The organism is Amycolatopsis sp. NPDC043889, assembly GCF_056435645.1.
This window is the reverse complement of sequence record NZ_JBWKEC010000015.1, coordinates 168,268-182,134: the sequence shown is the minus strand read 5'-3', so window position 1 is coordinate 182,134 and position 13,867 is coordinate 168,268. Positions and strand designations below refer to the sequence as shown.

12 protein-coding genes are annotated in these 13,867 nt (G+C 69.7%); 1 reads left to right on the top strand and 11 read right to left on the bottom strand.

The window, feature by feature from the left end:
• Window positions 1–64: 64 nt before the first annotated feature.
• A complete protein-coding gene (locus tag AC0685_RS26075) occupies window positions 65–2,431 on the top strand; it encodes a chitinase C-terminal domain-containing protein (protein WP_478227904.1) in 2,367 nt (788 codons plus the stop codon).
• A 79-nt stretch (window positions 2,432–2,510) separates the two neighbouring features.
• On the opposite strand, the gene AC0685_RS26070 is transcribed toward AC0685_RS26075, so the two are convergent.
• The 11 genes from AC0685_RS26070 to aspS all read right to left on the bottom strand — a co-directional run bounded on the left by AC0685_RS26070 (window position 2,511) and on the right by aspS (window position 13,799).
• On the bottom strand, window positions 2,511–3,089 hold the full coding sequence (locus AC0685_RS26070) for a 1,2-dihydroxy-3-keto-5-methylthiopentene dioxygenase (RefSeq protein ID WP_478227903.1): 579 nt from the start codon (window positions 3,087–3,089) through the stop codon (window positions 2,511–2,513).
• Complete coding sequence (gene mtnB, locus AC0685_RS26065; protein ID WP_478227902.1) at window positions 3,086–3,718, bottom strand: methylthioribulose 1-phosphate dehydratase; 633 nt, start codon at window positions 3,716–3,718, stop codon at window positions 3,086–3,088. Before mtnB ends, AC0685_RS26070 begins: the two co-directional genes overlap by 4 nt.
• Entirely contained in the window at window positions 3,715–4,431 is a 717-nt protein-coding gene (mtnC, locus tag AC0685_RS26060) for an acireductone synthase (RefSeq protein WP_478227901.1), read from the bottom strand. The genes mtnB and mtnC overlap by 4 nt, the downstream gene beginning before the upstream one ends.
• Window positions 4,428–5,438 carry a translation initiation factor eIF-2B alpha/beta/delta subunit family protein gene (locus AC0685_RS26055; protein WP_478227930.1) on the bottom strand — a complete coding sequence of 337 codons (1,011 nt, stop codon included), beginning with the start codon at window positions 5,436–5,438 and terminating at the stop codon, window positions 4,428–4,430. Before AC0685_RS26055 ends, mtnC begins: the two co-directional genes overlap by 4 nt.
• Window positions 5,438–6,568 (bottom strand): acyl-CoA dehydrogenase family protein, encoded by a 1,131-nt coding sequence (locus AC0685_RS26050; protein WP_478227900.1) that lies wholly within the window; start codon window positions 6,566–6,568, stop codon window positions 5,438–5,440. The genes AC0685_RS26055 and AC0685_RS26050 overlap by 1 nt, the downstream gene beginning before the upstream one ends.
• Window positions 6,565–6,990 (bottom strand): phosphorylase family protein, encoded by a 426-nt coding sequence (locus AC0685_RS26045; RefSeq protein ID WP_478227899.1) that lies wholly within the window; start codon window positions 6,988–6,990, stop codon window positions 6,565–6,567. Before AC0685_RS26045 ends, AC0685_RS26050 begins: the two co-directional genes overlap by 4 nt.
• A 487-nt stretch (window positions 6,991–7,477) precedes the next feature.
• Window positions 7,478–8,845 (bottom strand): replication-associated recombination protein A, encoded by a 1,368-nt coding sequence (locus AC0685_RS26040; protein WP_478227898.1) that lies wholly within the window; start codon window positions 8,843–8,845, stop codon window positions 7,478–7,480.
• 43 nt (window positions 8,846–8,888) lie between these two features.
• The gene (locus tag AC0685_RS26035) at window positions 8,889–9,737 is read right to left on the bottom strand and encodes an SGNH/GDSL hydrolase family protein (RefSeq protein ID WP_478227897.1); all 849 of its coding nucleotides are present in this window, start codon (window positions 9,735–9,737) and stop codon (window positions 8,889–8,891) included.
• A gap of 75 nt (window positions 9,738–9,812) precedes the next feature.
• The gene (locus AC0685_RS26030; protein WP_478227896.1) at window positions 9,813–11,006 is read right to left on the bottom strand and encodes a phosphotransferase; all 1,194 of its coding nucleotides are present in this window, start codon (window positions 11,004–11,006) and stop codon (window positions 9,813–9,815) included.
• 79 nt (window positions 11,007–11,085) lie between these two features.
• The gene (locus AC0685_RS26025) at window positions 11,086–12,027 is read right to left on the bottom strand and encodes a DUF389 domain-containing protein (RefSeq protein ID WP_478227895.1); all 942 of its coding nucleotides are present in this window, start codon (window positions 12,025–12,027) and stop codon (window positions 11,086–11,088) included.
• Entirely contained in the window at window positions 12,027–13,799 is a 1,773-nt protein-coding gene (aspS, locus tag AC0685_RS26020) for an aspartate--tRNA ligase (protein WP_478227894.1), read from the bottom strand. The genes AC0685_RS26025 and aspS overlap by 1 nt, the downstream gene beginning before the upstream one ends.
• Between the last annotated feature and the right edge of the window lie 68 nt (window positions 13,800–13,867).

Sequence of the window (13,867 nt, the reverse complement as noted above, 5' to 3'; positions counted from 1 at the left end):
CGCGGCAGGTCAGCGGCTCAAGCTGCTGGGACCGAGGGCCATCTTCCACTGTCGGAGGTTCGGCGTGCCAAGGAGAACCAGGAAACTACTCCCCCTGCTGGCGTCGCTCATCACGCTGGCCGGACTCATGATCGTCGTCATCACCCCGTCCCCGTCGAGCGCGGCAGGCCATGAGGACTGCCGACCCGACGGGCTGTACCGGACACCCGGCGTCGACACCCCCTACTGCACCGTCTATGACACAGCGGGCCGCGAATCCCTGGGAGAAGGGCATTCCCGCCGCGTGATCGGCTACTTCACCAGCTGGCGCACCGGGAAGAACGGCGCACCGGCCTATCTGGTCAACAACATCCCGTGGTCGAAGGTCACCCACCTCAACTACGCGTTCGCGCATGTGGACGCGCAGAACAAGGTCTCGGTCGGCGCGCCGAGCGCGACCAACGAGTCCATCGGCATGGAATGGCCGGGCGTTCCCGGCGCCGAGATGGATCCGTCGCTGCCCTACAAGGGACACTTCAACCTGCTGACCAAGTACAAGAAGCAGCACCCGAACGTGAAGTCACTGATCTCGATCGGCGGCTGGGCCGAGACCGGTGGCTTCCTGAACCCCGACGGCACCCGCAACGCCTCCGGCGGGTTCTACAAGATGACGCAGACCCAGGCGGGTATCGACGTCTTCGCGGATTCCGTCGTGCAATTCCTGCGCACCTACGGTTTCAACGGCGCGGACATCGACTACGAGTACGCGACGTCGGCGAACTACGCCGGCAACCCGGACGACTACTGGATCGCGCAGGCCAACCGGGGCACTCTCTGGGCGGGCTACGAGAACCTGATGCGCACGCTGCGCGAGAAGCTCGACCGCGCGGGCGCCGCCGACGGCAAGCACTACCTGCTGACCGCCGCCGTGCCCGCGTCCGGCTGGTTGCTGCGCGGCCAGGAGGTCTACGGCGTCACGCGCTATCTCGACTACGCCAACATGATGAGCTACGACCTGCACGGCGCGTGGAACCAGTTCGTCGGGCCGAACGCCGCGCTCTACGACTCCGGCAACGACGCGGAACTCGCGCACTGGCAGGTGTACACGACACCGCAGTACGACGGGCAGGGCTATCTCAACACCGACTGGGCCTATCACTACTTCCGCGGTGCGATGCAGGCCGGCCGGATCAACATCGGCGTCGGGTTCTACACCCGCGGCTGGCAAGGCGTGTCCGGCGGGACGAACGGGTTGTGGGGCAAGGCTCCGCTGCCGGACCAGAAACAGTGTCCACCGGGCACCGGGTCACACGTCGGTTCGACGGTGCCGTGCGGCAACGGCGCGATCGGCATCGACAACCTCTGGCACGACCTCGGCCTGGCGGGCGGCGAGGTCCCCGCGGGCGCGAACCCGATGTGGCACGCGAAGAACCTCGAAAACGAGATCACCCCGGACTACCTGGAGGCGTACGGGCTGACCCCGAAGACCGACCCGGCGGACCGGATCTCCGGCTCCTACGACAGGTTCTACGACAACACGATGGTGACACCGTGGCTGTGGAACAACGACAAGAAGGTGTTCCTGTCCACTGAGGATGAGGCCTCGCTCGCCACGAAGGCCAAGTACGTGGCCGACAAGGGCATCGGCGGCATCATGATCTGGGAACTGGCGGGCGACTACGCCTTCGACGAAGCCAAGGGCCAGTACTTCATGGGCGACACGCTGATCACGAAGATCAACGACGGACTGCGCGGCGCCGCCCCGTACGGCAACGCCAAGTCGCCGCGTCCCGCACCGTCGTCGGTGCTGAACGCGAACGTGAACCTGACCGGATTCGCGCTGGGCGACGCGAACTACCCGATCACCCCGCGGATGCGCATCACCAACAATTCGACCACCACCATCCCCGGTGGGACGAAGATCGAGTTCGACTACGGGACCAGTGCGCCCGGCAGCATGTCCGACCAGTCGGGCTTCGGCCTGACGGTCACGAGCAAGGGCCACAGCGGGCCCAACGTCGGCGGGATGAAGGGAGACTTCCAGCACGTCGCGGTGACCGTGCCGACCTGGCAGAACATCGCACCGGGCGCCACCGTCGAGATCCGGCTGAACTACTACATGCCGATCGCCTCGCCATCGAACTTCACGTTCACCTTCGGCGGGACGACCTACGCGATCGCGTCGGATCACCCGCGTGGCGGCGGTACCCCGCCGACCACGACCACCACCACGACTACCGGTACGACGACCACCACGACGAGTCCGACGACGACCACCACCACCCCGACGACGACCACCACGGTGCCGTCCGACGCCTGGAAGCCGAACGTCGACTACGCCACGGGTGCTCGTGTGACCCACAACGGCGCGGCCTACGTATGCCGGCAGGGCCACCGGTCGCTGCCCGGCTGGGAGCCGCCGAACGTGCCTGCCCTCTGGACCCCCGCCTGACAGAGCCCGGCAGCGCGCTGAAGCTCGTGAGTGGTAAGGACGGTTCTAACCGTCCTTACCACTCACGAGCCCAAAGCGGTCAGTAACGCCCGGCGGTCAACTCGTCGAACCCCGGGAAGTCCCCCGCCAGCGTGGCGCCGGTGAAGTTGCCGACCCACCCGCCGTCGTCGTGGAAGAACCGGATGGACACGTAGTCGGGCCGAGTCCCCATGTCGAACCAGTGCGTGGTGTTCGCGGGCACGCTCAGCAGGTCCCCCGCCTCGCACAGCACCGCGTACACCTTGCCCCCGACGTGCAGGTAGAACACGCCGGACCCGCGCGCGAAGAAGCGGTCCTCGTCATCGTCGTGGGTGTGCTCGGCGAGGAACTTCTGCCGGGCTTCGGCGGCCTCGGCCGCCCAGCCGGGCTCGTCCGACGGGGTCATGCGGACGGCGTCCACGAAGGTGTAGCCCTCGGCCGCCGAGACCTTGCCGACCGGCTCCTCGTAGGCGGCCAGCACCTGTTCGGGCGTCACCTCGCGCGGCAGATCCGGGACGAGGTCCCACCGTTCGAAGCGGACACCGAGCCGCCCGAGTTCCCCGGTGATCACGGCCGGGTCCTCGGTCCTGAGCGCGATCTCGCCGGGCCGGTCGTCCGGCCACACGGTCAGCAGGGTCATCGCACTCCCCTTTCTCCACCGACAAGTCTTGTCTCTACCCGGAACCGGAGCAACCACTCCAAACATTCCAGGCGATGACGCGCGTGGCGCAGGTCATCCCCCCACACGTAGATGCCGTGCCGCGCGACGATCACCGCCGGCGTGTCCGCCCGGAACCCCGCCTCGAACGCGTCACCGAGGACGCGCATGTCCTGACCGTTCGCGATCACCGGGATGGTCACCAGGTCGTCGTGGGCGGCGCGGCCGAAACCCTTGAGCATCTCCAGGTCACGCAGTTCGACGCCGTCCGGCCAGTGCTCGGCGGCGACCACCGGCGCGAGGGCGTGCACGTGGATCACCGCGCCCGCGCCCGACACCGCCGCGATCCGAGCGTGCAGTCCCGCCTCGGCCGACGGCACCTTGTCCGGATGCGGCTGGTCGGCGACGGCCAGCCCGTCTTCGCCGACCACCACGACGTCGTCGCTGGTCAGCTCGCCTTTGTCCCGGCCGCTGACGGTGACGGCGACCCGCAGCGGATCACGGCCGAGCACCACCGAGAGGTTGCCGGACGTGCCCCGCAGCCAGCCCATTCCGGCGAACCGGGCGGACTCTTCGGCCAGCGCGCGCCCGGCGAGTTCCAGGAGACTCATCGAGGGACGACCTTCACCTCGTCGAATGTCCGGATGGTCCGGTGTGTCCCGAAATCCGCATCCCCGAACGGCTCACCGTCGCGGGCGAGGCCGACGGTCTGCCAGCCGTCGGCGGCGGCCCCGTCGAGCTCGGCCGGGACGTCGGAGAAGAACACGATGTCCCCCGGCTCGGCATCCAGCGCCGAGGCGATCGCGCGGTACGACGGCGCCTCACGTTTCGGCCCGGCGTTGACCGTGTCGAAATGCTTCTCGAACAAGCCGGTGACGTCGCCGTCGGTGGTCCGCGAGAACGACGCGATCTGCCCGGCGACCGAACCGGAGGAGAACACCGCGAGCCGCAGGCCGGACTCGTGCCACGACCGCAGCGCCGGGGCGACGTCGCCGAAGAACTCCGTCGTGAGGTCGCCCTCGGCGTACCCGCGCTGCCAGATGAGCCCCTGCAACGTCTTCAGCGGCGCGATCTTCTGATCCGCGTCCATCCAGCCGTGCAGCACCCGCACGACGTCCACTGTGGACGCATCCGCCGGGAGCCCGCCGAGTTCCCTGATCCGGGCCACGGCGCCGGCGACCTCGGGATCGTCCGGGTGGTCGTCGATCCACGGGCCCAGCCGCGGACGCGCGTAGTCGTAGAGGGTCACGTGCACGTAGCTGGTGGCGGTCAGCGTGCCCTCGATGTCGAGGACCACCCATCGGGCGGTCAGCGTTGCGGTCACTGGTTCGCTTCCCCTTCTGCGTAGTACTCGCGGAGCCGTCCGGGCTCGAAGGCCCCGCGGTCGGTCACCACCGCGGTCACGAACCGCGGTGGTGTCACGTCGAAGGCCGGATAGTGCCCACGGACGCGTTCGCTCGCGACGCGGTGGCCGAGCGCGCTCAGCACCTCGTCGCCGTCGCGGTATTCGATCGGCACGTCGGCGCCGGTCGGCGCCGCCTGGTCGGGCGCCTGGACCATCGCGTAGAACGGCACGCCGAACGCCTCCGCCGCCACCGCGAGCCCCAGCGTGCCGATCTTGTTGACCACATGACCGTCCATGGTGACCCGGTCGGCCGCGGTCACCAGCGCGCCGACCTCTCCGGAGGACAGCACCGCGGCGCCCATCCCGTCGGTGATCAGCCGGGTGTCGGCGCCCATCTCGGCGAGTGTCTCGGCGGTCAGCCGCGCACCCTGCAGGTACGGCCTGGTTTCCGTGCACAGGAAGGAGAACTCCTTGCCCTGCCATCGCGCGGCGAGCACGAATTCGACCAGGTAGAGGTCAGCCCAGCAATGCGTCAGCACGGTCGCCCCGCCCGGCACCAGCGCCGCAGCGTGCTCGCCGAGCGCACGGCTGCGCGACCGATACAATTCGTCACCTGCTTGCGCTCCCCTCGACGCGGCCTCGATGAGGTCACCCGCCGATTTGTCCACTTCGGACAGTACGACGGCGACGGCCTTGCGCAGGTGGTTGTTGGTCTTGCGGGTCGCGATGATCCGTTCCCCCGCCCGCTCCAGGTACGCCCGCGGGTCCGCGAGCCCGGACGCCTCGCGAGCGGCGAGCACCATCGCGCCCAACGCGGCGAAATACGGCCCGGAAGACTGCGTGACCATCTCTTCGATCGCCACCGCGACCTCTTCCGAAGTCCGGCAGAGCACCCATTCCCGCTCGAACGGGAAGATCCGGCGGTCGAGGATGTGCACGCCTTCGCCGTCGAGGCGGACGCTTTCGGCGAGGATCGGCAGCGTCATCAGCTGTACCCCGAAAGGCACGGCGGGATCCCGTTGAGGAAGTGATCGCCGACCTCGCGCGCCTTGTACATCACGGGGTCGTGCAAGGTCAGCGTGCGGGCGTTGCGCCAGAAGCGGTCGAAGCCGTACTTCGTCGCGGTGGCCCGCGCGCCGGTGAACTCGAAGACCTTGCTCGTGGTTTCGACCGCGGCCCGGCTCGCGACGATCTTCGCCGAAGAGATCGCGATCGCCGCTTCGGCGCGCTCGGCCGGGGTCAGCTCGAAGCCGCGCTCGTCGGCCTCACCGAATGCGGCGACCGCGGCGTCGACGGCGAATCCGGCCGCCCGTGCCGTCGCGACCAGTTCGCCGTATCCGGCCAGGATGTACGGGTCCTGGGCCGCTTTGTCCACATCGGACAGTGTCCAGGGTCGCGCGGTCTCCCTCGTGTACACCGCCGCTGCGTCGAGCGCGCCTGCCGCGAGGCCGACGTACACCTGCGCGAGCATGAGCTGGAAGCCGATCGCCGCCAGGGAGATGCGGGGCACCCTCGGATCCGACTGGTCTTCCGGCTGGGCGCCGAGGACGTCGTCCTTGGCGACGTGGACGTCCTCGAACCGTACCGCGCCGCTCGCGGTGAGCCGCTGGCCGATGTTGTCCCAGTCACCGGGGAAGGTGATCCCGTCGGCCCGCGCGTCGACGACGAAGGTCAGCTTCTCGCCGTTGTCGGTCCTCGTCGCGCTGACCACCAGGCGGTCGGCGACGGCCGCGCCGGTGGCGAAGGTCTTGGTGCCCTCGACGGTGAACCCGCCGTCGGCCGGGGTCAGGAGCAGGGCGGCGTCGAGCGGGTTGCTCACGCCGGCCCAGAACCAGCCCGGTTCGCTCGTCGCGCGCGGCCCGAACAGGCCGGTGCGCCAAAGCTGCAGGTAGTGGTAACCGAGCAGATGACCGACCGACGCGTCCGCGGCGGAGACGATCCGGGTGGCCTCGTTCGCGGCCGCCCAGCCGGCGGTGTCGAGCAGGGGTAACAGCCCGGACTCGCGCAGGAGGCCGACTTCCCGGACCGGGAGATCTCCGGCGAGGTCCCGCTCGGCCGCGTCCGCCGCCAGGGCGCCCGCAAGCTCGAGCGCCGCTTTTCGCCACACTTCGGTCATTCCGCCCCTTCCACGTCGATGAGAGCGTCCAGCGCCACGCGGGTCGCCCTCGCCACCCCGGCGGCCACGACGTCGCGATGCGGGTCGTAGGCCGACGGGTCGGGGTGCTCGGGCCGCGCGTCGCCGTCGATCACGAGCACACCACCGGCCCGCAGGCCGCGCAATGCCGCGAACACCAGCAACGTGGAGAGTTCCCTCTCAATGGCGATCACCCGCGCGGCGAGGTATTCGGTCATCGGGAGGATGAGCACCAGCGGGCTGAACGCGGCCCGTGTCCACACCACACCCCGGTGCGCCTCCGGGGCCTCGCGGCTCAGCGCCACGACGATCTCCGGGGTGGCGAACGCCGGGTACTCCGGGTGGGTGCCGCCGGGTGTCCCGGCCGGGTGGACACGGTCGAGGTCGACCTCGCGTCCGGTCATCGCCGCGGCGAGCCTGGCGGCCGTCTGGGCCGCGGTGCGCCCGCGCGCTGACGCGGCCGTCCCGCAGCACCGTGACGTGGTCGCTGACGGCGAGGACCTCCTGGAGTTTGTGCGACACCAGCAGGATCGTGCGGTCCTCGGCGGCGAGGTCGCGCAGCACGCCGGCCACATCGGCGACGGGCCCCTCGGCATGCCCACGCCCGGACGCTCCGTGAAGGACTCCTTCCCTACCCTGAGAGTAGTGAAGGAGCCCTTCCTTGCGTCTAGCACAAGGAAGGGCTCCTTCATGTACTCGGCAGCGCCGTCATGGACCGAACCTAGGAATCACCTGGCGGAACCCGCGTGACCGGACCGATCACGCGCGACTGTGTGGATTTCGGGTCATCCAACGCCCCGAAATCCACACAGTCCGTCGCCGACGGACCGATCACGACCGAAGGACCGGCGCTCGCGTCCCGGCTGGAAGCCGGCATCGCCCGAATGCGGACTAACGCTCACCCCGGATCGTGCGCCGCAGCTTCGGCACCCGCTCGTACAACGTCCGCTCCGCCCCTCGCTGCGTCGGCTCGTAGTAGTCCCGCCCCACCAGCTCGTCCGGCGGGTACTGTTGCGCCAGAACACCTTCCGGCACGTTGTGCGGATACCGGTATCCCTTCGCGTTGCCGAGCTTCTCCGCTCCCGCGTAGTGCCCGTCCCGCAGATGCGGCGGCACCGTCCCGATCCGCCCTGACCGGACGTCGCTGAGCGCGGCGTCGATGCCGGTGATGACGGCGTTCGACTTCGGCGCCGTCGCCAGGTGCACGGTCGCCTGCGCGAGCGCGAGACGGCCTTCCGGCATACCGATGAACTGCACGGCGTGCGCCGCCGCGACGGCCGACTGCAACGCCGTCGGATCGGCCATGCCGATGTCCTCGCTCGCGTGCACCACCAGCCGCCGGGCCAGGAACCGCGGGTCCTCCCCCGCCTCGATCATCCGCGCCAGGTAATGCAGCGCGGCGTCCACATCGGACCCTCGGATCGATTTGATGAACGCGCTGATGACGTCGTAGTGCTGATCGCCGTCGCGGTCGTAGCGCACCGCCGCCTTGTCCACTGTGGACTCGACAATGGTGAGGTCGATCGTCCTGGCCTCGGTCGCGCTCGCCGCGTCCGCGGCCGCCTCCAGCGCGGTGAGCGCGCGCCGCGCGTCGCCGGAGGCCAGCCGCACCAGATGTTCCCGCGCGTCTTCGGTCAGGGTGAGTTCGCCGCCGAGGCCGCGTTCGTCGGCCAGGGCACGCTCGATCAGCGCGCCGATGTCGGCGTCGGTCAGCGGCCGCAACTGCAGCACCAGCGACCGCGAAAGCAGCGGCGAGACGACGGAGAACGACGGGTTCTCCGTCGTGGCCGCCACCAGCAGCACCGTCCGGTCCTCGACTGCGCCGAGCAGGGCGTCCTGCTGGGTCTTGGAGAACCGGTGGACCTCGTCGATGAACAGCACCGTGTTCTCGGCGTTATATCGAAGCCTCCGCTGTGCCTCCTGAATGACCCCGCGCACCTCCTTCACCCCCGCCGACAACGCCGACATCGCCACGAACCGGCGGCCGGTCGCGGCCGAGACGAGGTTCGCCAACGTGGTCTTGCCCGTCCCCGGCGGACCGTAGAGCAGCACGGAAGCGGGAGCCGCGCCTTCGACGAGCCGCCGCAGCGGCGCCCCCTCCCGCAGCAGGTGCTGCTGGCCGACGACCTCGTCGAGCGAACGCGGCCTCATCCGCACCGCCAGCGGTGAGCCCGCCGGGACGGCGATGTCCCGCGGCTCGGCCGGCTCCGGCGGCGGCCCGAGATCGGGGTTCACGGTGAAGAGTTCGTCCTGTGCCACGGTGTCGACGGTAGCCGTACCCACCGACGGTTCCGGCCACAGGTCAGCGCAGCCGCTCCCGGAACGAATGCCACATGATCACGGCCGCGTACGGCACGAACTCCCGGCCGCGCCGCCACACCCACGGGATGCCCTTCAGCACCAGCCAGCCGACGTGCCCGGCGGCACTCGGCTCCACGCCTCCCGAGCAGGTCAGGCTGACCGGCCGCGGCACCGCGAACCCGGCCTCGGCGAGCCGTTCGGTGAACCCGGTCGCCAGCATCCGGTGCCCGAGCTCCGACGGGTGCAGCCGGTCGACGCTCCACGCGGTGAGGTCGTAGGCGCCCGGCAGCAGTTCGAGGTCGAGACACGGCACGCTCTCGCGTTCGACGACCCCGTCGATGGCGGCGTTCAGCTCGGCCACTCGCTGGCTCAACGCCCGCCGCAGCGACTGCGGGAGGCGGAACACCTTGCCATGGTCGTGGTAGCGCACCGGGACCACGGTCGTGCCGACGGCGGCCAGCGCACGGATCACCTCGGTGAGGTCCGCGGCGATCTTCTCGGCGCTGAAATCGGGGCGCAGCGTGTCGTTCATCCCCGCCACCACCAGCGCGACGTCCGGCCGGTGCGCCACGGCCGCGGGAAGCTGCTTCGTCAGCACACAGCCCATGCGGGCACCGGTGAACGACGGGTTCAGGTAGCCGTCCGGCTCGACACCCAGCGCCTCGGCGACGAGCGGGCCGACCCCGCGCCAGCCGCCTCGGTCCGGCAGCGGGTCGCCAAGGCCCACGGCCGTGGAATCGCCGAGCACGACCAGTCTGCGCGCGGACCTCGGAACGGCGGGCGCGGGAGGAAGGAGAGGTTCGGGACCTGGAGTGACTTCGACACTGATCACGGTCACGGTAGCCACCATCGGCCACGCAGGCTCACCCGTGATGATGTCTGGGTAACGCGGCGAGGACGGTCGAGCGAAAAGTCCGTGCGGTGGCTACCGGAACGCCGGATAGAACGCGAGATCCGCGTGCGGCCCCAGCCTCGCGCCGAGCGCCGCGGCGACCCTGGTGGCGTGCTCGGAGATGTGGGTCAGGCGGGCGCGCAGCGAGTGTTTGGCCAGTTCCCGCCACCAGGTCACCAGCGCGGCCTCCCGGCTGATCGGCGTGGCGTGCCGGTCCAGGTCCAGGTCCAGCTCCGGGAGGATCTCCCAGGTGATGACCCACAGCAGGAGCAGCTGACCGTCCATCAGGTGCTCGGCCAGCGCGTCTTCGTCCGCGAGCGCGGGCCAGACCGAGACGACCTCGGCCCGCCAGGCCGCGATCATCGCCTCGCTCATCCCCGGCGGCAGCGCCAGCGCGTCCTCACTCGACGCGAACGGGAGCCGCAGGTACGCCGCGTCCATCAAAGTGCTGCGCACCCGGCCGCGTTCGAAGTCGAGGAACCGCACTCCCCCACTGGTCACGAGGTTGTTGTCCGGGCTGAGATCCACGGGGCTGAACGCCCGGTACGACGGCGAACCCGCTCGCTCGGCGACCTCCATGACCCGCTGTTGCACCGGCTCCGGCGTCTCGACGTCGAGCAGTTCCTCCAGCAGGCCGGGCAGTTGCGCGCAGACCGCGGGCAGCGGCGCGTCCTCGTTCTTGACCGGGCCGCCGAGACGGCGCAGCAGCGCGTTGAAATCGGGTTCGCGGCTCGCCGTGCTCGCGTGCAGCCTGCCCAGCGACCGGGCCCAGGACAGCAGCGCGCGTTCGGCGCCGCGCGCGTCACGCGCGTGGAGCTTGTCGTGCAGCGTCGGGACGCCGCCGAGGTCCTCGATCACCAGGACGCGGTCCCGGCCGTCGTGGGCCAGCAGCTCCGGGCACATGCGGTCCTCCGGCGCGAGCGCGGTGAACAGCTGGTAGCTGACCGCCTCCTGCGCGAACGGGTCGGGCCGTCCCGGTTCGGGTTGGTCGGGGTAGTGCTTGATGACCAGTGTGCGTGGCAGCGCGAACGGCGACGACGCCACCCGCGCCCGCACGACCGTGGCCGGGCCACTGCCGGCGAGGTCTTCGGGGGCGACGAGGGTGATCGCGCTGCCGAATCGGCGTGAGAGGACCGACTCGCCAGCGGCGAGTGCGGCCGCGACGGCGAGGGTTTCGGCTCCAGCTCCGACGGTCGAATCGTCGGCAGAGGAGGTATCGACTGTCATTGCCACCGACCCTACTCGTGACTGAGCAACCATGACCACTGAGATCCGGGCAATCGCGCGCACTGGCGCGATCTGGGACTCATCCGCGTGAAAGCGGACGTTCCGTCACCCTCGATCGTTGCCCACGACGGCGCAATGTCAGCACAATGGCCGCAGCTGCAACGATTCCGATGAGATTGACCAGCAGCTGACCGGCCGAATAAAGGCACCGTTCCCACTGACCGGCAACCGCCGCGACCACCGCGTAACCCGCCGCGGGCACCGTCGTCACCGAGATGAACACGCCGACGAGCGCGGCGGATTTGGCCGAAGTCATGGAAAGCATCCCGGCCGCGCCGGCGAGCAACGCGACGATCAGCGACGCGACTCCGACCTTGTAGACGAAATCCACCTCGTGGTTCTCGGCGAGCTTGCTCACTTCGAGCACGCCGGTGGCACCGCCCACCAGAACCACACCGAGGGTGATCACCATCGCGATCGGGAAGCCGCCGAGCAACGCGATTCCGCCCTGCTTCACGAGATCTTTCCGGCGCAGCACCAGACCGACCGCGATCGCCGCCAGCGGGCCGAATTCCGGCCCCACGACCATGGCGCCGACGATGGTGACCGCCGAGTTCGTGACGACACCGACCGCCGCCAACAGGCACGCGATGGTCAAAAACGCCTGAAATGTCCAAGTGAGGCGCGACTCCTCGCCGGTGCGGCCGACGAGTTCCTGCCACACCACCGCGTCCGCGGCCTCGCCCGGCGCGGCCTCCTCCGCCTTGTCGGCGGCGTCGGACACCGCGGTGTCCAGCGCTTCCAGCGTGATCCCGCCGGTGTGGTCGAGGTCGAGGCCGCACAGCGACTCGACGATGTCGTCGGTCGCCTCGCGCGCGATGTCCGCCTCGATCAGGTCGCCTCCCGGTGCGACCGCCACCCCGCGATGCACCACGAGATGCGCCGTCCCGGCGTGTGCCCGCAGGATCCGGATCGCTTCTTCGGTCCGGTCCGGCGGGCACACGGCCCTGAGGTGGAGCATCAGTTCTTCACGGGCGGCGCGGGCTTGGCGTCGATGCCCGCCTCCTTGCGCTGCTCCGCGGTGATCGGCGCGGGAGCCGCGGTCAGCGGGTCGAACCCGCCGCCGGTCTTCGGGAACGCGATCACGTCACGCAGCGACTCGGCCTTGGCCAGCAGCATGACGATCCGGTCCCAGCCGAACGCGATCCCGCCGTGCGGCGGCGGGCCGAAGGCGAAGGCGTCGAGCAGGAAGCCGAACTTCTCCTGCGCCTCCTCCTCGGACAGGCCCATCAGCTCGAAGACCTGCTTCTGCAGATCCTGCTGGTGGATACGGATCGAACCGCCGCCGATCTCGTTGCCGTTGCAGACGATGTCGTAGGCGTAGGCCAGCGCGTTGCCGGGGTCGTCGGCGAGTTTGCCGATCCACTCCGGGGTCGGCGAGGTGAAGGCGTGGTGCAGGGCCTTCCACTTGCCGCCGCCGACCGCGACGTCGTCGGACTCCTCGGCCGAGATGAACATCGGGAAGTCGACGACCCAGACGAACGACCAGGCGTTCTCGTCGATCAGGCCGAGTCGGCCGCCGATCTCCAGCCGGGTGGCGCCCAGCAGCGCACGCGCGTCGGCGGGCTTGCCCGCGGCGAAGAATACGCAGTCGCCAGGCTTGGCGCCGACGGCTTCGGCAACCGTCTCGCGCTCCTTCTCCGACAGGTTCTTCGCGACCGGCCCGCCGAGCGTGCCGTCCTCGTTGACCAGGATGTAGGCGAGACCGCGATGGCCGCGCTGCTTGGCGAAATCCTGCCAGGCGTCGAGGGTGCGGCGCGGCTGGTCGGCCCCGCCGGCCATCACGACGGCGCCGACGTACGGCGCCTGGAACACGCGGAACGGGGTGTCGGCGAAGAACGCCGTCATGTCGGTCAGTTCGAGGTCGAAGCGCAGGTCCGGCTTGTCCGAACCGTACTTCTCCATCGCCTCGGCGTAGGTGATGCGCCGGAACGGCCGGGGGATGTCGGCGCCGATCAGCTTCCACAGCGCCGTCACGATGTCCTCGCCGAGCGCGATGACGTCGTCCTGCTCGACGAAGCTCATCTCGATGTCGAGCTGGGTGAACTCCGGCTGCCGGTCGGCGCGGAAGTCCTCGTCCCGGTAGCAGCGTGCGATCTGGTAGTACCGCTCGAGACCGCCGACCATGAGCAGCTGCTTGAACAGCTGCGGCGACTGCGGGAGCGCGTACCACGAGCCGGGCTTGAGCCGGGCGGGGACCACGAAGTCGCGGGCGCCCTCAGGGGTGGAGCGGGTCATGGTCGGGGTCTCGACCTCGACGAACTCCTGCGCGTGCAGCACCTCGCGGGCCGCGCGGTTCACCTCGCTGCGCAGGCGCATCGCGGCCGCGGGGCCGCTGCGGCGCAGGTCGAGGTAACGGTGCTTGAGCCGCACCTCCTCGCCGACGTCGACCCGGTCGTCGATCGGGAACGGCAGCACGGCGGCCTCGGACAGCACCTCGAGCTCGGTGGCCAGCACCTCGATCTCGCCGGTGGGGATCTCGGTGTTGGCGTTGCCCTCCGGCCGCTCCGAGACCTCGCCGACGATGCGGACGCAGTACTCGGAGCGCAACTGGTGGGCGCGCTCGGCCATCTCGCCCTCGCGGAAGACGACCTGGCTCACGCCGCTGGCGTCACGCAGATCGATGAAGATGACGCCGCCGTGATCGCGCCGCCGGGCCACCCATCCGGTGAGGGTGACCGTCTGACCGGCGTGCTCGGCACGCAAGGTGCCGGCTTTATGGGTGCGAAGCACTGCGGGTGCTCTCCTTCGGCATCACGATTCTGCGATTCGACGGCTTTTCGCCGACGTCAAAGGCTAAC

Coding starts and splice junctions, on each gene's coding strand:
- AC0685_RS26070 (WP_478227903.1), bottom strand. CDS start 3,089: ATGACCCTGCTGACCGTGTGGCCGGACGACCGGCCCGGCGAGATCGCG.
- mtnB (WP_478227902.1), bottom strand. CDS start 3,718: ATGAGTCTCCTGGAACTCGCCGGGCGCGCGCTGGCCGAAGAGTCCGCC.
- AC0685_RS26055 (WP_478227930.1), bottom strand. CDS start 5,438: ATGACGCTGCCGATCCTCGCCGAAAGCGTCCGCCTCGACGGCGAAGGC.
- AC0685_RS26050 (WP_478227900.1), bottom strand. CDS start 6,568: ATGACCGAAGTGTGGCGAAAAGCGGCGCTCGAGCTTGCGGGCGCCCTG.
- AC0685_RS26045 (WP_478227899.1), bottom strand. CDS start 6,990: ATGACCGGACGCGAGGTCGACCTCGACCGTGTCCACCCGGCCGGGACA.
- AC0685_RS26035 (WP_478227897.1), bottom strand. CDS start 9,737: ATGGTGGCTACCGTGACCGTGATCAGTGTCGAAGTCACTCCAGGTCCC.
- AC0685_RS26030 (WP_478227896.1), bottom strand. CDS start 11,006: ATGACAGTCGATACCTCCTCTGCCGACGATTCGACCGTCGGAGCTGGA.
- AC0685_RS26025 (WP_478227895.1), bottom strand. CDS start 12,027: ATGCTCCACCTCAGGGCCGTGTGCCCGCCGGACCGGACCGAAGAAGCG.